The organism is Methylobacterium sp. CB376 (assembly GCF_029714205.1).
Lineage (GTDB): Bacteria > Pseudomonadota > Alphaproteobacteria > Rhizobiales > Beijerinckiaceae > Methylobacterium.
Map to the genome: position 1 here is coordinate 3,887,962 of NZ_CP121648.1, position 19,539 is coordinate 3,907,500.

The 19,539-nt window shown below is 73.6% G+C and carries 13 protein-coding genes (1 of these 13 only partly in view); 7 read left to right on the forward strand and 6 right to left on the reverse strand.

Features of this window, described 5'->3' with window-relative positions:
* Window positions 1-13: 13 nt before the first annotated feature.
* From QA634_RS17585 to QA634_RS17600, 4 genes are all read left to right on the forward strand, one after another.
* A complete protein-coding gene (locus QA634_RS17585) occupies window positions 14-3,145 on the forward strand; it encodes an efflux RND transporter permease subunit (protein ID WP_012333255.1) in 3,132 nt (1,043 codons plus the stop codon).
* Window positions 3,146-3,182: 37 nt separating this feature from the next.
* Window positions 3,183-3,578 (forward strand): hypothetical protein, encoded by a 396-nt coding sequence (locus QA634_RS17590; protein ID WP_012333256.1) that lies wholly within the window; start codon window positions 3,183-3,185, stop codon window positions 3,576-3,578.
* Window positions 3,565-3,942, forward strand: coding sequence for a hypothetical protein (locus QA634_RS17595; RefSeq protein WP_018260247.1), 378 nt, complete (start codon window positions 3,565-3,567; stop codon window positions 3,940-3,942). The genes QA634_RS17590 and QA634_RS17595 overlap by 14 nt, the downstream gene beginning before the upstream one ends.
* Window positions 3,943-4,403: 461 nt before the next feature.
* Entirely contained in the window at window positions 4,404-6,500 is a 2,097-nt protein-coding gene (locus tag QA634_RS17600; protein WP_043701323.1) for a methyl-accepting chemotaxis protein, read from the forward strand.
* Between the two features lie 688 nt (window positions 6,501-7,188).
* On the opposite strand, the gene QA634_RS17605 is transcribed toward QA634_RS17600, so the two are convergent.
* The 5 genes from QA634_RS17605 to QA634_RS17625 form a co-directional block, all read right to left on the reverse strand.
* The gene (locus QA634_RS17605; RefSeq protein WP_043701326.1) at window positions 7,189-8,838 is read right to left on the reverse strand and encodes a porin; all 1,650 of its coding nucleotides are present in this window, start codon (window positions 8,836-8,838) and stop codon (window positions 7,189-7,191) included.
* Between the two features lie 288 nt (window positions 8,839-9,126).
* Window positions 9,127-10,335 (reverse strand): 3-(3-hydroxy-phenyl)propionate transporter MhpT, encoded by a 1,209-nt coding sequence (gene mhpT / locus QA634_RS17610; protein ID WP_012333260.1) that lies wholly within the window; start codon window positions 10,333-10,335, stop codon window positions 9,127-9,129.
* 69 nt (window positions 10,336-10,404) lie between these two features.
* On the reverse strand, window positions 10,405-12,528 hold the full coding sequence (locus QA634_RS17615) for an acetate--CoA ligase family protein (protein ID WP_012333261.1): 2,124 nt from the start codon (window positions 12,526-12,528) through the stop codon (window positions 10,405-10,407).
* 347 nt (window positions 12,529-12,875) lie between these two features.
* Entirely contained in the window at window positions 12,876-13,727 is an 852-nt protein-coding gene (locus QA634_RS17620) for a p-hydroxycinnamoyl CoA hydratase/lyase (protein WP_012333262.1), read from the reverse strand.
* A 26-nt stretch (window positions 13,728-13,753) separates the two neighbouring features.
* Window positions 13,754-15,199 (reverse strand): aldehyde dehydrogenase, encoded by a 1,446-nt coding sequence (locus QA634_RS17625; RefSeq protein ID WP_012333263.1) that lies wholly within the window; start codon window positions 15,197-15,199, stop codon window positions 13,754-13,756.
* 83 nt (window positions 15,200-15,282) lie between these two features.
* Between QA634_RS17625 and QA634_RS17630 the strand changes: the two genes are divergently transcribed.
* The gene (locus QA634_RS17630) at window positions 15,283-15,726 is read left to right on the forward strand and encodes a MarR family winged helix-turn-helix transcriptional regulator (protein WP_012333264.1); all 444 of its coding nucleotides are present in this window, start codon (window positions 15,283-15,285) and stop codon (window positions 15,724-15,726) included.
* 1,127 nt (window positions 15,727-16,853) lie between these two features.
* Window positions 16,854-18,017, forward strand: coding sequence for a mandelate racemase/muconate lactonizing enzyme family protein (locus QA634_RS17635; protein WP_012333265.1), 1,164 nt, complete (start codon window positions 16,854-16,856; stop codon window positions 18,015-18,017).
* A gap of 29 nt (window positions 18,018-18,046) precedes the next feature.
* Here QA634_RS17635 and QA634_RS17640 read toward each other — a convergent pair whose 3' ends face one another.
* Window positions 18,047-19,015 (reverse strand): DUF6328 family protein, encoded by a 969-nt coding sequence (locus QA634_RS17640; protein WP_012333266.1) that lies wholly within the window; start codon window positions 19,013-19,015, stop codon window positions 18,047-18,049.
* A 162-nt stretch (window positions 19,016-19,177) separates the two neighbouring features.
* Here QA634_RS17640 and QA634_RS17645 point away from each other — a divergent pair, with 162 nt between their 5' ends.
* On the forward strand, window positions 19,178-19,539 hold the beginning of the coding sequence (locus QA634_RS17645) for an alpha-amylase family glycosyl hydrolase (protein ID WP_012333267.1). 1,267 nt of this gene lie beyond the right edge of the window; the window shows 362 of its 1,629 coding nt (coding positions 1-362); its start codon is at window positions 19,178-19,180; the stop codon falls past the right edge of the window.

The window sequence follows — 19,539 nt, forward strand, 5'->3', positions numbered from 1 at the left end:
GGGCAGGCCCGCGATGTTCACCTTCCTCGTCTCCGCCTCGCTGCAGAACCGCCTGCTCGTCCTCGCGCTCGCCGTCGTGCTGGTGATCTACGGCGGCCTCACCGTCACCAAGCTGCCGGTCGACGTGTTTCCGGACCTCAACCGGCCGACCGTCACGATCATGACCGAGGCCGAGGGCTTGGCGCCCCAGGAGGTCGAGCAACTCGTCACCTTCCCGATCGAGACGCAGATGAACGGCCTGCCGGGCGTGAGCCGGGTGCGCTCGGTCTCCGGCGTCGGCCTGTCGGTGACCTACGTCGAGTTCGACTGGGGCACCGACATCTACCGCAACCGCCAGCAGGTCGCCGAGCGGCTGGCGATGGTCCGGCCCCAGCTGCCCGACACCGTCGCGCCCTCGATCGGCCCGATCTCCTCGATCATGGGCCAGATCCTGATGGTCGCGGTGACCGGCGACGCGGTCGCGCCGATGCAGCTGCGCGAGGTCGCCGACTTCACGATCCGGCCGCGGCTGCTGACCGTCCCGGGCGTCGCCCAGGTGATCCCGATGGGCGGCGAGGTGCGCCAGTTCCGGGTGGCACCGAACCCGGCCGCCCTGCGGGCGCTCGGCGTCACCTACGAGCAGGTCGAGCGGGCGCTCGCCCAGTTCGGCAGCAATGCCGGCGGCGGCTTCACCGACCAGAACGCCCGCGAGTACCTGATCCGCAACATCGGGCGGACCACCAGCCTGGACGACCTGCGCAGCCTCGTGGTGGCGACGAACGGCACCCGCCCGGTCTTCCTGCGCCAGGTCGCCGAAGTGTCCTTCGCCGCGCGGACCAAGCGCGGCGACGCGGGCTTCATGGGCCGGCCGGCGGTGATCGTCTCGGTCGAGAAGCAGCCCGGCGTCGACACCGTGCGCCTCACCGAGACCGTCCAGGCGGCCCTCGCCGAACTCGCCCCCGGCCTGCCGAAGGGCGTGCGGGCCGAGCAGCTGATCTTCCGCCAGGCCGACTTCATCGAGACCTCGATCGGCAACGTCGAGAAGGTGCTGCTGGAGGCGATCGCGGTGGTGGCCGTGGTGCTGTTCGCGTTCCTGCTCAACCTGCGCACCACGCTGATCTCGCTCACCGCCATCCCGGTCTCGATCCTGGTGACGGCGATCGTCTTCCACCAGCTCGGCCTGTCGATCAACACGATGACGCTGGGCGGCCTCGCCATCGCGATCGGCGAACTCGTGGACGACGCGGTGGTGGACGTCGAGAACATCTTCCGACGCCTGCGCGAGAACCGCGAGCAGGGCAATCCGCGCTCGGTGTTCGACGTGGTGGTCTCGGCCTCGCAGGAGGTCCGCTCGGGCATCGTCTACGCCACCATGGTCATCGTGCTGGTCTTCGTGCCGCTCTTCGCCCTGTCGGGCATCGAGGGCCGGCTCTTCGCCCCGCTCGGGCAGGCCTACATCGTCTCGATCCTCGCCAGCCTGGCGGTGTCGATCACCCTGACCCCGGTGATGGCCTACTACCTGCTGCCCGGCCTCAAGCGGCTCGACGAGCACGAGAGCGGCCTCGTGCGCCTGCTCAAGCGCGGCAACCGGGCGCTGCTGCGCGGCGCCTTCGGCCGTCAACGGCTGGTGATGGGCCTCGCCGCGACCGGGGTGCTCGCCGCGGCCGTTGCCGCCTCGTTCCTGCCCCGGGCCTTCCTGCCGCCCTTCAACGAGGGGTCGTTCACCGTCAACATGACCTTCAACCCGGGCATCTCGCTGGCCGAGAGCAACCGGGTCGGCCTGATCGCCGAGCGCCTGCTGATGGAGATGCGGGACGTGCGCGCGGTCGGGCGGCGCACCGGCCGCGCGGAGCTCGACGAGCATGCCGAGGGCGTCCATTCCTCCGACCTGGAGATCGCCCTGAAGCCGGGCGCCCGCCCCAAGACCGAGCTCGTCGCCGAGATCCGCGACCGGCTGGCCGCGCTGCCGGTGAGCGTCAATGTCGGCCAGCCGATCTCGCACCGGCTCGACCACATGCTCTCCGGGGTGCGCGCCGAGATCGCCCTCAAGATCGTCGGCGACGACCTCGACACGCTGCGCCGCCTCGCGGAGGAGCTGCGGGGCCGGATGGCCGGCATCCCGGGCATCGCCGACCTGCAGGTCGAGAAGCAGGTGCTGATCCCGCAACTGGAGATCCGCGTCGATTACGGGCGCGCCGCCCTCTACGGGGTGCAGCCGGCGGCCTTCGTGGCGCAGCTCAGCAAATTGTCGAACGGCAGCGTGGTCTCGCGGGTGGTCGACGGCTACCGGCGCTTCGACGTCGTCATGCGCCTGCCCGACAGCATGCGCACCACCCAGAGCCTCGGCGACCTCCTGGTCGAGACGCCGTCCGGCTGGGTGCCGGCCCGTCAGATCGCCGACATCCGCGAGACCGACGGTCCCAACCAGATCCTGCGCGAGAATGCCCGCCGGCGCATCGCGGTTTTCGCCAACACCGACGGCAAGACCGACATGGCCGCGATCGTCGCGGGGATCCGGGCGCAGGTCGCGGCGGCGAACTGGCCCGAGGGCTACGCGGCGAGCCTGGAAGGGTCGTTCCAGGCCCAGGCCGAGGCCAGCCGCACGATCGGCGCGCTCTCGCTGCTCTCCCTGGGGCTGATCTACGCGATCCTGTACAGCCGCTACCGCTCGGCGGTCTTCACGCTGATCATCCTCGGCAGCATCCCGCTCGCCCTGATCGGCTCGGTCGCGGCGCTCTGGCTGTCCGGTCAGCCGCTCAGCGTGGCGTCGATGATCGGCTTCATCACCCTCACCGGCATCGCCACCCGCAACGGCATCCTGAAGATCAGCCATTACCTGAACCTCGCCCTGCACGAGGGGCTGGCATTCGGGCCCGACCTGGTGATCCGGGGCAGCCTGGAGCGACTGACGCCGGTGCTGATGACCGCCCTGTCGGCCGGCGTCGCCCTGGTGCCGCTGCTCACCGGCGCCGATGCCCCGGGCAAGGAGATCCTGCACCCGGTCGCCGTGACCATCTTCGGCGGCCTGATCAGCGCGACCCTCCTCGACACGGTGCTGACCCCGGTCCTGTTCCTCCGCTACGGCCGCAAGTCCCTGGAACGGCTGATCGCCGCCCGGGACAGCAACCCCACCTCCGGCGCCGGGGCGCCGGTCGAGGCGTTCTGACCCCCTCCCCCCGACCCCCCTTCGAGGAGCCACGACCATGCGTACCCCCGCCCTCGCCCCCACCCTCGCCACCCTGCTCGCCCTCGCGCTCGGCGGTGCCGCGCTCGCGCCGCTCACCGCCGCGCGCGCCCAGGAGGCCGGCCCGAACGGCGGCCAGGTCTCCGTCGCGGACGGCCACCCGATCGAGATGGTCGCCGCCGGCACGGCGCTGACCTTCCACCTCCTCGGGGAGGACGGCAAACCCGTCGACACCAAGGGCCTGAGCGCCCGCGCCTTCGTGCAGAGCGGCGGCCGGACCGAGACCGTCGCCCTCACCCCGGCGGCGCCGAACAGGCTCGTCGGCACCCTCGCCGCCCCGCTCGCCGCCGGCAAGGTGGTGCTGTCGACCAGGATCCACGGCCACGCCCTCCAGGCCCGCTATGAGACGAAGTAGCGGCCGCGCGGGGGCGCGGGCGGTCGTCACCCTGGCCGCCGTCGCCCTGACCGCCGTCCCCTTGGCGGCCGTCCCCTTGCTGGCCGTTCGCTTGGGGGCCGTCCCCTGGGCCGCCGCCCTCCTCGCCGCCGCGGCGCCGGCCGCCACCGCCCTGGCCGAGCCCCGGTCCCAGCTCAAGCAGGCCCTGCAGCTGGCCCGTTGCATCCCGCGCGCCGTCGCCGTCACCCTCCGCGAGGGTGCGATGACGGTCTACGACGTGGCCTGCCTCGGGCCGTCGCCCGATCGCGTGGTCGTGGTCTGCACCGGCCGGGTCTGCCTGCCCGACGACCCGGACCATCACGACGGCCCGGACGAGACGCCCTGACGGGCCGCGGCCGGGCGCCCTGACAAAAGTCCCGTACTTCGCTCCGCGCCGGTTTGACAAAAATCCCGTACATGGGACTCCGCGGTTTTGGCACCCGACCGTACTTCGGTCCGCCCGCGCGTGACAAAATCGGACCGCCCGCCCCTCGCGCCGGGCTGACGGATTCGCCGTACTTCGCTCCGCCTCCCCGTGACAAAACCGGCGCCCGCGCCGGGCGGCCCGGTCGCACGGCCGGCGCGGGGATCCGTGCGGACCGCGCTCGTCGCCGTCCCCGCTGCCCCGCCGGAGCGGAACAGTCGCGCCTCAGCAAGGTCGGAGCCGGACCGGATGCGGCGCCGGTCGGACCGGTGCACGAGCAGTTCAAGACTTGCTCGACCTTCTCTATCACAAGTCACGACCGGCAGTGATAATCACGCTTTCTTAGGGAAGCGGTCCTACCGTTGGGTCACGTGGGAGGATCGATGATGAGGTTGAGCATCTCGGCGCTCTTGATGGGCGCGCTCGCGCTGATGGTGTGCACCGCAACGGTGCCGCTGCTGTACATGATGATGGAAGCGGGCGAGTCCTCCTCAGCGGCCGAGGACGTCTCGCGCTATGCCGGGCTCGACAAGGACCTGGTCACGGCGGCGCTCAATCTTCGCGTCGAGCGCGGGGATTCGGCGGCCGCCCTGCAACTTCCGCCCGAACGCAACACGGGCAACATCCCGAGCATCATGACCCGGCGCGCGGCGGTGGAGGCCGCGATGGGCCGCGCGCTCGCCGCGGCCGAGGGGATCGCCGCCGCGCCGCTGCGCGAGGCGTTCCGCAAGCTCGCGGCGGATTACGAGGGGTTCCGGACGCTGCGGCCGCGCATCGACGGGGAATTGACGCGCCCGCCGCGGGAGCGCGCGGCGGGACTCGCGCAGACGGTCCTCGCGCAGGGCGCGACGCTGCTCGACAGTTTCCAGGCGGCCGCGGCGGCGCTCGAGGCCGAGATCATCCGGCTCAACCCGGCCCTCGCGCCGGAGATCGCGCTGCGCGCCGCCACCGCGGCCATTCGCGCCGAGGTGGGGCGGGACGTCGTCCTGATCGTCGGCGCCGTCAGCGGCCAGCGTCCCCTCAGCGAGACCGAGGCGAGGGACCTCGCCGCGACGGAGACGCGGGCGGCGCTGCTGTGGACCCTGCTTCAGGAGGCCGCGGCGAAGCCCAGCCTCACCCCGGCCCTGCGCGACGCCGTCGCGGCGGCGCGGCAGGGTTTCGCGGAGGGCCCGCTGAAGCGCGAGCGCGACGCCATCCTGCAGGCGATCACGCGCGGCAGCCCGGCGGCGGCCACGCTCGACCAGTGGAGGGCGGTCGCCGTGCCGGCGCTCGACGGGGTCGACGCGGTCTCGCGCCTCGCGCTCGACCGCCTGGAGGACCATGCCCGCGAGGCGGTGCAGCGCGCGCGGATGATTGTCGTCCTCTGCGGCCTGGGTCTCGGCGCGGCGCTGCTCCTGTCCGGCGGCGTGATCGCGATCGTCCTCGCGCGCGTGGTGCGCCCGCTGCGGCAGCTCGCGCGGACCACGACGCGGCTGGCGGAGGGCGACGTCGCCGTCGCCGTCACCGGGACGGCGCGGCGGGACGAGATCGGCGCCATGGCCGGGGCGGTCGCGACCTTCAAGGCGAACCTGATCCGCACGCGGGAGCTTGAGGCGGAGGCCGCCGCGGCCCGCCTCTCGGCCGAGGAGCAGAAGCGGCTCGGCATGCGGCAGATGGCCCAGGCCTTCGAGCAGGCGATCGGCGGCATCGTGACGACGGTCTCCTCCTCCGCGACGGAACTGGAGGCGATCGCGCAGAGCATGACCGAGACCGCGTCGCGGACGGTCGTGCAGAGCGCCGCCGTGGCGGCGGCGTCGCAGGAGGCCGAGGCGAATGTCGGCACGATGGCCGGCGCGGCCGGCGGCCTCGGCAGCCGCGTGCGCGAGGTCGGCGCCCGGGTCGGCGAGGCCACGGCCATCGCCGGCAGCGCCGTGCGCGAGGCGGACGAGACGGGACGCCTGGTGGCGGATCTGTCCGAGGCGGTCGCCCGGATCGGGGACGTGGTCGGGCTGATCTCGGCGATCGCGGAGCAGACCAACCTGCTCGCTCTCAACGCGACGATCGAGGCGGCCCGGGCCGGGGTGGCCGGCCGCGGCTTCGCGGTCGTGGCCCAGGAGGTGAAGGCGCTCGCGACCCAGACCGCCCGGGCGACCCGCGAGATCGGCGACCAGATCACCCGCATCCAGGCGACGACCGGCCACGCCATCGCGGCGATCACCGGGATCACCGGCCGCATCCGCGAGATCGACGCGGTCTCCGCGGCGATCGCGGCGGCGGTCGAGATCCAGGACACGGCGGCCCGGGACATCGTGCGCACGGCGGCCGAGGCCGTGCAGGGTGCGAGCGGCGTGAGGTGCAGCATCGCGGAGGTCTCGGCCGCGGCCGACGACACCGGCGCCGCGGCGAGTCAGGTCCTGGCCGCCGCCTCCGAACTGTCCCGCCAGTCCGAGCACCTGAACAGCGAGGTCGGCCGCTTCCTGGCCACCATCCGGGCGGCCTGAGCGGCGGCGCCCGGACGGGGGTGCGGAAGGACCGCCCCCTCTCCCCTCGCCGCCCGGCCTCGCGGACCCTCCGCGGGGCCGCGCCACCTGCCCCCGCGTCCGGCGCCGCGCCTTCGGCAAGGTGCGAGCACTCCCCCTCGCTCGGTCCGTCGGGCACGGCTCGGCCGCCTTCCGCAACGGCCTCGGCTGAGGGGCCGGCAATCGATCGGTGTCCGGCGCGCCCGCCTGACGCAATCCCGATCGAGAGATCACGACACCCCGCAGCCTTTGCAGTCACGCACCCCCTCGCGCCGAGGCCCCGCAGAGCTGACAGGGCGGATCCGGGACGGTCCTCCGATCCGCGAGGATCACCGGTCGCGGTGCGCCGCGGCAGCCTGCCGGGCGATCTCCGATCGCCGGCCCCTCGACGGGGAGGATGCGCCTGCCAAGGGGGTGCGGAAGAGTTTGCCGGATGACAGGATCGCACGCCCTGCACCGGGGGAGCGAACGCGTCCTGTTCAGCCTCCGCGGCGGGACCTGCCCGGGCAGGACCGCGCCCCTGCCGGCACGACCGCCCGGTTCCCGGTCATCGGCCCGCGGCCGCGGAGGAACGTCCACCCTCGGGAGCGCGCCTAGGCCGGGCGCACGACGCCGAACGGGGCGGGAGCGATCGCCGCCCCGCCCCGCCTTCGACCGGTTCCGACCGCGATCAGAAATCGCGCTGCACGCGCATCCGGACCTGGAAAGTGTCCTGGCTCGCCACTGTCGGCGCGGCCTGGACCTGCGCCAGGGTCGGCCCGCCCGCGAGGCCCGCCGCCGCGAGGTTCAGGACGGACTTGTTCGGGTTGAGCACCCGCCCGCTGGCGACGGCGGTCCGCACGTAGACGCCCTCGACGCCGACATCGAGGTCCCGCACCGGCGACCAGATCAGGCTGGCGCCGGTCACGAGTTCGGTCGTGTCGCGCAGGACCGGGCTGATGGCGAGGGCGGCCGCCCCGGCCGCGCTGGTGGGGTTCGGAAGCCCGCCCACGCCGAACAGCGCGCTTCCGGCCCGCACCCCCTTGCCGAACTGCATCTCGCCGTAGGAGGCGAAGACGGCCGAGCGCCACTCCGGCACCCAGTAATGCAGCAGGGATGCGACGGCCGAGAAGGAGGTCGACGGGGTCATCCGGCCCGTGAGCGGGTCGACGACGGCGTCCGCGTAGGACGAGCTGAACAGGCCCGGGACCGGGAAGCTCGACGGCGTCAGGGCGCCGTTGTAGTTCGCGACGCCGACGTAGCGCTCGGCCCCCTCCCCGTAGGCGCCCTGGAGATAGAGCGCGTCCCCCGCGGCGAGGAAGGGCAGGCTGATCTTCACGCCGCCCTGGATCGCCCAGCCGTAGGCGCTCGCGGCCCGGCCCGCGGGCGCGGCGGCGCGCGGCAGCGCCGCGGCCTGCGCCGGCGTCAGGACCGTCAGGGCCGGGCCGCCAGCCGCGCCGAGCACCGGATTGCCGGCATTGAGCTCGTGCACCGCCGCGGAGAGCTGCGCGGCCCCCCAGGACCCGTCGTAGCGCAGAACGCCGACGACGTCGGGCATGCGCGAGCGCTGGACCGTGTCGAGCGAGGCGACGGCGACCGGAGCACCGGCGGCGTCCGTGACCACGAGGGGCGCGAAGCTGCCCGAGGCGGCGCTCGGGCCGCCCGCGAAGGTCCCGGCGGCCCCTCCGCCGAACAGCGGCGTCTTGCGGAAGTTGGAATCCTCGACCGAGAGCGTGGCCGTGACCCCCTGGCCGAGCGTCGCCGTGTAGGCCAGGAGGTTCGTGGAGGCGAGGCCGGAGCCGAGCGCGTTGCCGATGATCTCGAAATCGCCGCCGTAGAAATCGTAGAACGAGGCCGCGCGGCCGGCCGTGAGACCCGCGAACTGGATGAATGCCTTGTCGACGTTGACGAATTGCTGGACGCGACCGGCCGTGTCGACGCCGGTCGCCGAGAAGGCCCAGCCGAAGCGCTCGACGGTTGGCGCCTTGAGGTAGCCGCCCGTGCGGCTCGCGAGGTCGAAGCGCACGAAGGCCCGCAGGGTCCCGTAGCCCGTCGAGGTCCGGGCGTCGAGGTTGAGCCGGCCCAACCCGCGATAGCCGACTGTGTCGCCCCCGCTGCGCATCAGCGGCTGGATGACGGTCGCCTCGAACCGCGCGCGGCCACCGATCCGGATGCAGGTGTCGGTGCCCGGAACGGTGAAGAAGCCGACGCCGTGCGCCGTGCAGACCCTGACGTACTCGACCGGTGCCGCCTTCCTGACCGGGAGGTCGGCCGCCGACGCGCCGGCGACCCCCGTCAAGGCCGCGGCGGATGCCGGCAGCAGACTCCTCATCCTTACCATTGCGTTTCTCCCGCGCTCGTGGCGCTTGCGCCGCCGGTCTAGGCAAGACGATGCGCAGCACCCTCCCGTGACGGCATTGCGGCATAGACCGGACTCGACACCTCGTCGGAAGCTGACCCCGACGTCATCTGTGCCGCTGGTCTTGTCCTGCCACGAATCAAGACTACGACGTGCCGTGCGAAGCCGGCAATCTGCAAATCCGCAACACCGGACCGAAATGATGACCCTAAGTCAGACCGGGATGGTCCGACGCCGTGCCGCACCGGTCCGGGCACCGGAAACGCGCGCTCAGGCGGGCCGGACGCGGCAGGCCAGGAGGGTGGCGGCGAGCCCCGACAGCGCGAAGAGCGGCACCAGGACCAGGAGCACCTCGATGGGGCTCTGCCCCGCCTTGAGCAGGACGCCCGCGAAGAGCGGACCGACGACCGATCCGAGGCGCCCCACCGAGACGGCCGCCCCGACGCCGGTGCCGCGCATCTCCGTCGGGTAGCAGCTCGGCGCGAGGGCGTAGAGGGCCATCTGCGCCCCGGAGGCGGTGGCCCCGATCAGGAACCCGGCAGCCATCATCAGGGCGAGCGAGGCCGGGACGGCGGCGAGCAGCACCAGGGCCGCGATGCTGCAGCCGAAGATCAGGGCCACCGACGCCGCCCGGTTCCAGCGGTCCATCAGCAGGCCGGTCGCGACGCTGCCGAGGGCGCCGCCGAGGTTGAAGGCGACCTGGACCCAGGACGCGTCGGCGCGCGGCAGGCCCCGCGAGATCAGCAGGGAGGGCAGCCAGTTGAGGAGGAGGTAGAAGACGAACAGCCCGAGCAGGAACCCGGTCCAGAGCAGGGCCGTGGCGACGGCCCTGCCCTCGCCGAACAGGGCGTCGGGCACGCTGCGGGCCGGCCGGCCCGGCGCGGCGGGGCCCCCGCCGGCGGGCAGCCACGCCGCGAGCAGCGGGATCACCGCGAGCGGGGCGACGCCGCCGAGGACGAAGATGCCCGACCAGTTCCCCGGATCGGTGTCTACCAGGGTGGCGAGACTCGCCAGGACGCCGCCGACCGGCAGGCCCGCGTAGAGCGCCGCCACCGCCCGGCCGCGATAGGCCGGCGACGCGGTCTCGGCGACGAGCGCGATCAGGTTCGGCAACGCCCCGCCGAGGCCGACCCCGGTCAGCAGGCGGGCCGCGACGAGCTGGTCGAAGCGCGCGGCGAGCCCGGTGAGGATCGACATCAGCCCGAACACCGCGACCGCGGCGAGCAGGGTGCGCTTGCGGCCCAGCCGGTCGGAGATCCGCCCGCCGAAGGCCGCCCCGACGAGCAGGCCCAGCGTGCTCGCGCTGAAGAACAGGCCGAGCTGGCTCGGGGCCAGGCCGAAGGCCGCCACCAGCCGCGGCGCCGCCACCCCGGCCGATTGCAGGTCGAAACCCTCGATCGCCGCCACCAGGCAGCAGAGCCCGAGGGCCGTCACATTCGCTCCCGACGCCTCGCGCGCCGGCACCACGGCACCCACCATGTCCAACCTCCCGATCGCAGCAGGATTTCTCGGGCCTCCGCCGACCCGTCGCGCGCGGCGGCGCCGGCCTCAGGCCGGCGCGACCAGCATCAGCGCGTCGAGGGCGAGCGCGCCCTCGCCGGCCGGGTAGACGACCACCGGATTGAGATCGATCTCGCGGATGCGCGGCTCTCCCGCGAGGGTGCGGCCGAGGGCGGCGGCCAGGCGGGCCACCGCCGCCACGTCGCACCGCGCCGCGCCCCGGAACCCGTCGAGCAGGGCCGCGCAGCGCAGGGCCATGATCTCGGCCGCGATCGCCGCCTCGTCCATGCCGGGCGAGAGCAGGCGCACGTCCTTCAGCACCTCCGCCTGCACGCCGCCGAAGCCCACGAGCACGACCGGGCCCCATTCGGGGTCGTTGCGGCCGCCCAGGATCAGTTCGACGCCGCGCGGGCCCATCCGCTCGACCAGCACGCCGTCGAGGACGAGGCCGGGCCGGTGGCGCGCGACGTTGGCCGCCAGGCGCTCCCAGCCCTCCGCGAGGGCCTGCGCGTCCCGCAGGCCGACGATCACGCCGCCCGCGTCGCTCTTGTGGGACAGCTCGGCCGATTGCGCCTTGAGCACGACCGGGTAGCCGAGGACCTCGGCGGCGCGCAGGGCCTCCGCCAGGGTCGTGGCCATGCGGCCCTCCGGGAAGGGCACCCCGAGCGGGGCGAGGGCCGCCTTGGCGGCGTATTCCGGCACCACCCCGGCCAGGTTCCGGGCCAGGTTCCGGGCCAGGGCCGGCGCGGCCGGCGCGGCCGGCGCGGCCGCCGCGGTGGCGATCCGGCGGCCGGACCGCCGCGCCACCGCGGCGAGGGCCCGCACGGCCCGCTCGCCCGACGGGAAGCAGGGCACGCCGAGGTCGCGCAGGGCCGCGAGGCCGTCGGGCGGAACGGCCGCGCCCTCGTCGAGCCCGGCGAAGACCACCGGCTTGCCCGGCCGAAGCTCGCGCAGGGCCGCGATGATCGGCGGGAACTTGAGGCGCGCCGTGGTCTCGTCGGTCTGGATGATGCCGAGCAGGATCGCGCCGAAGCGGGGATCGTCGAGGAGCGCGGCGAGCGCGCGCCGGTAGAGGTCGGGGTCGACCAGCCCCTGGGCGGTCAGGTCGACCGGGTTGCTGACGGGCACGAAATCCGGCAGCGCGGCGCGCAGGCCCGGGCTGTCGGCATCCGCGATGGCCGGGAGGTCGAGGCCGACCTCCTCGGCGAGGTCGAGGGTCAGGGCCTTGTAGGCGCCCGACTCCACCAGCACGGCGCTCCCCCCGGACCCGGGCGGCGGGCAGCGCAGCAGGATCTCGGCGACGTCGGCGAGCTCCTCCAGGGTGGGCACCAGGCTCACGCCGGCGTCCTCGACCTTGAGGCGCATGAGGTCGTAATCGCCCGCGAGCGCCCCCGTATGGGTGGCGGCCGAGCGGCGGGCGGCCTCGCCGCGCCCGGGATGGAGCAGGACGACCGGCTTGCCGGCCGCGTGGGCCCGCCGGGCCGCCGCCAGGAAGCGCGCGGGCTTGCGGAACTGCTCGACGATCAGGACGATCACCCGCGTGTCGGGATCCTCGACCAGGAACTCGACGTAGTCCTCGACGCCGCTCGCGGCCTCGTTGCCGGTCGAGACCGAGTAGGACAGGCCGAGCCCGCGCGCCTGCAGCGTCACGGCGAGCACCGCCGCCATGGCGCCGGATTGCGAGACGATCCCGATGCCCGGGCGGCCCGCGAGCCGGGTCCCGGGCAGTTCCACGAAGGTGAGGGGCACGCCGTCGACGAAATTGACGAGGCCCAGGCAATTGGGCCCCTCGACGACCATGCCGGCCTCGCCGGCGATCCGGGCGATCTCATCCTGCTCGGCGCGGCCGGCCTCGCCGCCCTCCGCGAAGCCGGCCGAGAACACCACCGCCGCCCCGGCCCGCCGCGCCGCCAGCGCCCGGATCGCCGGCAGCACGGCGGCGCGCGGGATGGCCAGCACGGCGGCGTCCACCCCGTCCGGCAGCGCCTCGACGCAGGGCAGGCAGGGCCGCCCGCCGATCTCCGCCCGGTTGGGGTTGACGAGGTGGATCGCGCCGCAGTACCCGGCGCGCTCCAGGTTGGCGAGGACCGAGGCGCCGAGCGCGCCCGGCTTGTCGGAGGCCCCGACGATCGCGACCGAGGCGGGCCGCAGCAAGCGAGCAAGATCTGTCATGGATTGGGCGTCCCTCACGCGGCACGACGCGGCGTGCCCGGCTGTGCGCGGATCGGCTCACCCCCGTTCTTGACGCAGGGGAAGAACCGGGTCGAGGCGAGCGCCGTCCTCACGCTGCCGAGGCCGGAAGCGCGGGGTGGCGTGCCGATCGGTGGTCTCTGCCGCGGGGCGCACGACCCGTCGAGTCGGGCCGCGGCTCAGGTTCCGTGCGGGGCCCGCCTCCGTCGCCGCACCGGCCGCCGGGTCGGCGAGGAAGGCGGGTCCCGCACGGGCGAGGCCTCCTCCGCCGAGGGGATCACCGGCGAAGGGATCACCGGTGCGGCGCAGGCGTGGCCGGTCCTGCGGATTCAGGCAGGATTGGCGGAGGCGGTCCTGCGCAGGTCGTAGGCGCCGAGGCCCGGCTTGTAGGACTTCTCGTCGATGAACTGGCGGATGCCCTCCTTGCGGCCCTCGCCGTCGTAGCTGTTGGCCGCCTCCTGCGCCCGGACCAGGTAATCCTCGGCGTTGTCGTAGGTCATCTCGCGGACGCGGCGGATCGCGTCCTTGGTCGCCTTGAGGGCGGTCGGGTTCTTGGCGAGGAGCAGGGCCGCCACCTCGCTCACCCGGGCCCTGAGCTGCCCGGCCGGCACCGCCTCGTTGACGAAGCCCCAGGCCGCGGCCTCGCGGCCGTCGATCGCCTCGCCCGTCAGGGCGTGGTACATGGCGTTGCGGAACGAGGTGAGTTCCACCGCGACCTTGCTGGCGCCGCCGCCCGGCAGGATGCCCCAGTTGATCTCGCTCAGCCCGAACTGCGCCTCCTCGGCCGCGAAGGCGAGGTCGCAGGCGAAGAGCGGGCCGTAGCCGCCCCCGAAGCACCAGCCGTTGACCATGGCGATCGTCGGCTTCTGGTACCAGCGCAGGCGGCGCCACCAGCCGTAGCTCTCGCGCTGCGCCTTGCGGGTGCCGGCGAGCCCCTGGGCCTCGGTCTCGCGGAAATACTCCTTGAGGTCCATCCCGGCGGACCACGCGCTGCCCTCGCCGGTGAGCACCAGCACGCCGACGTCCTGGCGGAATTCCAGCTCGTCGATGACCTCCATCATGCGCCGGTTGAGCTTGGGCGACATGCAGTTCCGCTTCTCGGGCCGGTTGAAGCGGACCCAGGCCACCCGGTCGATCACCTCGAAGGCGACGGTGTCCCGCTCGCTGCGCTCCTGCGACATCTCTCTGTCCTCTCCTGGTGCCGAAATCAGATCGGGTAATGGCCGGGCTGGGTCTCGATCGTGATCCAGCGCAGCTCCGTGAAGGCGTCGATCCCGGCCCTGCCGCCGAAGCGGCCGTAGCCGGAGGCCTTGACGCCGCCGAACGGCATCTGGGCCTCGTCGTGGACGGTCGGGCCGTTGACGTGACAGATCCCGGAGCGGATGCGGCGGGCGACCCGCAGGCCCCGCGCCGTGTCGCGGGTGAAGACCGCCGCCGAGAGGCCGTAATCGGTGTCGTTGGCGAGGGCGACCGCGTGCGCCTCGTCCCGGGCGCGCACGATCGCCACGACCGGCCCGAAGCTCTCCTCTCGGAACAGCCGCATGTCCGGCGTCACCCGGTCGACCGCGTGGGCGGGCATCAGCACGCCCGCGGCCGGGCCGCCGGCCACGAGCACGGCCCCCTCGGCCAGCGCCGCCTCCACCAGGGCGCCCACATGCGCGACGGTGCGGCGGTCGACGACGGCGCCGAGCGGCGCGCGGCCGTCGCGGGGATCGCCCACCGCCAGGGTCTCCACCTTGGCGCGGAACCTCGCCACGAAGGCCTCCGCCACCGCGTCGACGACGATGATCCGCTCCGTCGACATGCAGATCTGGCCCTGGTTCATGAAGGCCCCGAACGCCGCCGCCCGCACGGCCTCGTCGAGATCCGCATCCTCCAGCACCAGGAGCGGCGCCTTGCCGCCGAGTTCCAGGAGGCAGGGCGTCAGGGTCTCGGCCGCGCGCTTGGCGACGACGCGCCCGACCGCCGTCGATCCGGTGAAGTTGACCCGGCGCACCGCCGGGTGGTCGATCAGGGCGCCGACGACCTCGCCCGCCTCCTCGGGCCGGTTCGCCACGTAGCCGACCACGCCCTCCGGCAGGCCCGCCGCCCGGAGCGCCTCGGCGATCAGCGCGTGGGTGCGGGGGCAGAGTTCGGACCCCTTCAGGATCACCGCGTTGCCGCAGGCGAGGGGCACCGCGACCGCCCGCACGCCCAGGATCACCGGGGCGTTCCAGGGCGCGATGCCGAGCACGATCCCGGCCGGTTCGCGCATGGCCATGGCGAGGCAGCCGGGCTTGTCGGACGGGATCACCTCGCCGCCGACCTGGGTGGTGAGGGCCGCGGCCTCGCGCAGCATGGAGGCGGCGAGCGTCACGTTGAACCGCGCCCAGCCCGCGGTGGCGCCGACCTCGCCCATCATCGCCGCGACGAAGGCCTCCGCCCTCGCCTCGATCTGCGCGGCGGCGCGCATCAGCGCGGCGCGGCGCGCGTTCGGTCCCAGGTCGGCCCAGGCCGGGAACGCCGCCGCGGCCGCGTCGGCCACCGCCACGGCCTCGTCCGGCCCGCAGGCCGGCACCCGGCTCGCCACCTCCCCGGTGATCGGATCGTGCCGCACGAGCAACCGCTCGGCAGCGGCGGCCACGCCGCCCGACACCCCGGCCATCGGCATCATCCCCCTCGTCGCTTCCCCTCGGTATTGTTATGGTTCATAGCATAAAATTTGCGGGCCGCAACGGGGTGCTCTAAGGGGCCGGGGTGACGTCGAAGCCCCCGCGCCTGCACAGCCCGCTCAACGACCTGCTCGGCTACCAGCTGCGCCGCGCGTCGAACGCCCTGATGGCCGAGCTGGGTCAGGATCTCGGCCGGCTCGGCCTGACGCCCACCGAGGCGTCGGTCCTGGTCCTCGTCGCGGCGAATCCCGGCGTGACGCAGACCGAGATCGGCAGCGAACTCAGCATCAAGCGCGCCAACATGGCGCCGATCACGGCGCGGCTCGACGCGCTCGGCCTGGTGCTGCGGCAGCCGGTCGACGGGCGGGCGCAGGGGCTGTTCGTCACCCAGGCCGGCGCCGCCCGCGCCGACGAGGTGCGCAACGCCATGACGGCGCACGACCGCAAGATCATGGCGCTGCTCCCGAAGGACCTCAGGGACGGGCTGCGGGCGAGCCTGCCGGTGTTCTGGCGCCAAGCCGGACGCTGAGCGTCCCGCGCCGCAGCCTTCCCCGGTCCGGCGGCGAAAATGTCGGGGGATGCGCATCCTCAGCGGACACGCCGCGCGCGCCGCCGCCGCGCGGGCCGGGCGAGCCCCGCTCCGGTCCGCGCGGCACCGACGAAAACCCCAACGCGTCCAGGAGCGTGCGCGGCGCCCGAGCGGCCCGCGAGGGCGGGGCCGCGCCTACCGTCGCGGCCTGACAAAAACTCCGTACTTCGGTCCCTGCCCGGATGACAAAAACCGAGTTCCTGCCCGGTCTGTGGACAACCCCCCTGGACTGTGGACAATTTCAAGGATTCGTCACGGGCCGCCGTACTTCGTTCCGGCTTGCCCCGTACATCGATCCGTCAACGCCGTACATCGATCCGTCAATCCCGTACATCGATCCGCGAATCGCGGCTTAACCACTTGATGCCGCGGCGGGATTCGGACCTGAAACTCAGATTCTAAAACCTTTAAAACAGATTCAAAACGCCTCCGGCGGGGGTTTCGCGAGAAATTCGAAGAAGGAGGGCGTCGCGCGCGAATCAACAGCCGCGGGCTATGTTCGGGATGGTGATGGAACAAGAGTCGTTGCGAATCGATGACCGGCGAGAGACAAGCGGAAACGGGGGTGCGCGGCACCCGAGGACTCGCTGACGCCGACGATGCCGATGGTTCACGCCCACTTCCTGATCACCGGACCGCTCGCGGCGGCGCAGCGCGGCGCGCCGGGTTCCGGACCCGGTCGAAGGCCGCCCCGAGTGCCCGGCGCGGGGCGGGCGCGCGCGCCTCTGGGTCCGGTGAGCCGTGCCCGCAGCGCGTCCGCCGCGTGCCTGCGGTGCGCGAGCGAGCGGAACAGCCGCATGTCGAGGGGGATGTCGGCCTCGGCGGGCCCCGCGCGGGCGCGGCAGCCGGGCGAGCCCGTGACCGTCGCGCGCCATGCCCTGCGGCGTCGCCGCGAGGTCGAAGGTCGGGACCGTTTCGCCGCCGGCGAGGTCCGCCCGCGCCGCCCGGCTGAGCCGAATGGCATCGGCAATCCGGCTCAGCCTCGTCTCGCATCATTGTTCGCCGCCGAACCGGTGACCCCTTCGGCGAATGATGCTTAGCTGCGCGGCCCGACAGGAGGGCCGCGCATGCGCATCGTCGACGTCCGCGAGATCACCAAGCCGATCGCCTCGCCGATCCGCAACGCCTATATCGACTTCACGAAGATGACGACGAGCCTCGTCGCGGTGGTCACCGACGTGGTGCGCGACGGGCGCCGGGTCGTCGGCTACGGCTTCAACTCCAACGGCCGCTACGGCCAGGGCGGGCTGATCCGCGAGCGCTTCCGCGACCGCCTGCTGGAGGCGCCCCCCGAGAGCCTGCTGAGCGAGGCCGGGGACACCCTCGACCCGCACCGGATCTGGGCCGCGCTGATGCGCAACGAGAAGCCCGGCGGCCACGGCGAGCGCTCGGTGGCGGTGGGCACCCTCGACATGGCGGTCTGGGACGCGGCCGCGAAGATCGCCGGCAAGCCGCTCTTCCGGATGCTGGCGGAGCGGGAGGGCCGGGAGGCCGACCCGCGCGTCTTCGTCTACGCGGCCGGGGGCTACTACTATCCGGGCAAGGACGACGCGGCGCTGCGGGCGGAGATGCGCAGCTACCTCGACCGCGGCTACACGGTCGTGAAGATGAAGATCGGCGGCGCCTCCCTGGCCGAGGATCGCCGCCGCATCGAGGCCGTGCTGGCCGAGATCGGCGGTCGGGCGCGGCTCGCCGTCGACGCGAACGGGCGCTTCGACCTCGAGACCGCCATCGCCTACGCCAAGATGCTGCGGGACTACCCGCTGTTCTGGTACGAGGAGGCGGGCGACCCCCTCGACTACGCCCTGCAGGCGGCGCTCGGCGGCTTCTATCCGGGGCCGATGGCGACGGGCGAGAACCTCTTCTCGCACCAGGACGCCCGCAACCTCCTGCGCTACGGCGGGATGCGGCCGGACCGCGACTGGCTGCAATTCGACTGCGCCCTCGCCTACGGGCTCGTCGAGTACCTGCGCATCCTCGACGTGCTCGCGGAATTCGGCTGGTCGCCCGCCCGCTGCATCCCGCATGGCGGGCACCAGATGTCGCTCAACATCGCGGCGGGGCTCGGGCTCGGCGGGAACGAGAGCTATCCGGACCTGTTCCAGCCCTACGGCGGCTTCCCGGACGGGGTGCGGGTCGAGGACGGGCACATCGTCATGCCCGACCTGCCGGGCATCGGCTTCGAGGGCAAGGCGGAGCTGATCCGGGTGATGCGGGACCTGGCGGAGTAGCGGGGCCGGCCCGGCGCGGCCTCATCCCCTCATGCCGGCCCGCCGGGCTCCCCGGCCGCGCGCGGCGCGTCGCCCCGCCCGGCGCCCGCGGCCCGGCGGCGCAGCACCAGCGGCGCCGCGTGCCAGAGGCCGAGGAGGCCGCACAGGCAGAGGATCCCGCCCGCGAGGCCCGCGCGACCGGATTCCAGCACCTTGGCGAGGACGACGCCGAGATCGGCCGCGATGCCGAGGGCCAGCGTCACGCTCGCGGCGAGCAGGAAGCGCGTCCCGAGGCGGTGGACCTCCGGCGCGTCCTCCCCCGCGTAGACGATGCGGTGGAAGGCGGCGGGGGCGACGAGCCAGATCACCGTGAGCGCGATCAGCCCGAGCGCCGCCATGTGGACGGCCCGGGCGGCGAAGGGCAGCGCCTCGAAGGAATCCGTGAAGGTGATGACGAGCTGGAAGCCGAGCAGCGCCTGCGCCCCGGGCAGCATCACCCGCGCCTCGGTCAGCATCTGCTCGAGCTTGACCTCGAGGGGCGTCGGGCCGGGCTCCGGCGCCCGCCGGGCCCGCTCGCGCTCGCGCGCGCCGGCCCGGCGGGCCCGCGCGGCCCCGAGCCCGAACCAGAAGGTCACCGCGAGGCCGAAGATCAGGAGGCCCGCCGGCAGCGCCGCCCAGGGGCCGAGCACCCGCTCGACGGCCAGGAAGACGTCCGCCCCGAGCGCCAGGGAGAAGGGGGCGAGCGACAGCCCGGCGCAGCGCCCGATCACCCGCAGGATCCGGCGCGTGTCCCGGCCGCCCTCCACCATGCGGTGCTGGACCGAGGGCGTGATCAGCAGCGCCACCGTGAGGGTGATCAGGGCGAGCGCCGCCGCCCAGACCAGGCGGTCGTGCGGCGGCAGCCGGTCGAGGGCCGGGCGGAAGGCGCCCTGGAGCTGGAAGCCCAGCAGGATCTGCGAGCCGAGGATCAGGATCCGGGTCTCGTCGAGGCCGACCTTCACCTTCTTGGACAGGGACATGGGTTGACCGAGCCGGCAGCGCGACGGGGGCATGACAACCCCGCGCCCGCGCCCCGGTTCCGGCCGGGAGGGCGGCGAGGCGGGATCTCCGGTCGCGCCGGCCGCGCGGGAACAGCGCCCGGACGGAGCCGCTTGTCACGCCACCCGCAGCCGGCGACCGCGATGGACCGACCGACGCCCGACCCCGACGCGCTCGCCCCGACCGCGCCCCGCTCCCCGGCGAGCCTCGCGTGGTGGCAGGAGCGCGTGCTCTACCAGATCTTCGTCCCCTCGTTTCAGGACGCGGACGGCGACGGGTTCGGCGACCTCGCCGGGCTGATCTCCCGCCTCGACCACCTGTCGGATCTCGGGATCGGGGCGGTCTGGCTGACGCCGATCTATGCCACGCCCTTCGAGGATGCGGGCTACGACGTTACCGACTTCACGCAGGTCGGCGCGCGCTTCGGCGACCTGCCGACCTTCGACCGGCTGCTCGCCGGCCTCCACGCCCGCGACATCCGGCTCATCCTCGACTTCGTGCCGAA

What these genes read in the sequence shown, in the direction of transcription:
- QA634_RS17595 (WP_018260247.1), top strand. Translation starts at nt 3,565, where the DNA reads ATGAGACGAAGTAGCGGCCGCGCGGGGGCGCGGGCGGTCGTCACCCTG.
- mhpT (WP_012333260.1), bottom strand. Translation starts at nt 10,335, where the DNA reads ATGGTGGGTGCCGTGGTGCCGGCGCGCGAGGCGTCGGGAGCGAATGTG.
- QA634_RS17585 (WP_012333255.1), top strand. Translation starts at nt 14, where the DNA reads ATGTTCACCTTCCTCGTCTCCGCCTCGCTGCAGAACCGCCTGCTCGTC.
- QA634_RS17600 (WP_043701323.1), top strand. Translation starts at nt 4,404, where the DNA reads ATGATGAGGTTGAGCATCTCGGCGCTCTTGATGGGCGCGCTCGCGCTG.
- QA634_RS17590 (WP_012333256.1), top strand. Translation starts at nt 3,183, where the DNA reads ATGCGTACCCCCGCCCTCGCCCCCACCCTCGCCACCCTGCTCGCCCTC.
- QA634_RS17635 (WP_012333265.1), top strand. Translation starts at nt 16,854, where the DNA reads ATGCGCATCGTCGACGTCCGCGAGATCACCAAGCCGATCGCCTCGCCG.
- QA634_RS17625 (WP_012333263.1), bottom strand. Translation starts at nt 15,199, where the DNA reads ATGATGCCGATGGCCGGGGTGTCGGGCGGCGTGGCCGCCGCTGCCGAG.
- QA634_RS17615 (WP_012333261.1), bottom strand. Translation starts at nt 12,528, where the DNA reads ATGACAGATCTTGCTCGCTTGCTGCGGCCCGCCTCGGTCGCGATCGTC.
- QA634_RS17605 (WP_043701326.1), bottom strand. Translation starts at nt 8,838, where the DNA reads ATGGTAAGGATGAGGAGTCTGCTGCCGGCATCCGCCGCGGCCTTGACG.
- QA634_RS17640 (WP_012333266.1), bottom strand. Translation starts at nt 19,015, where the DNA reads ATGTCCCTGTCCAAGAAGGTGAAGGTCGGCCTCGACGAGACCCGGATC.
- QA634_RS17620 (WP_012333262.1), bottom strand. Translation starts at nt 13,727, where the DNA reads ATGTCGCAGGAGCGCAGCGAGCGGGACACCGTCGCCTTCGAGGTGATC.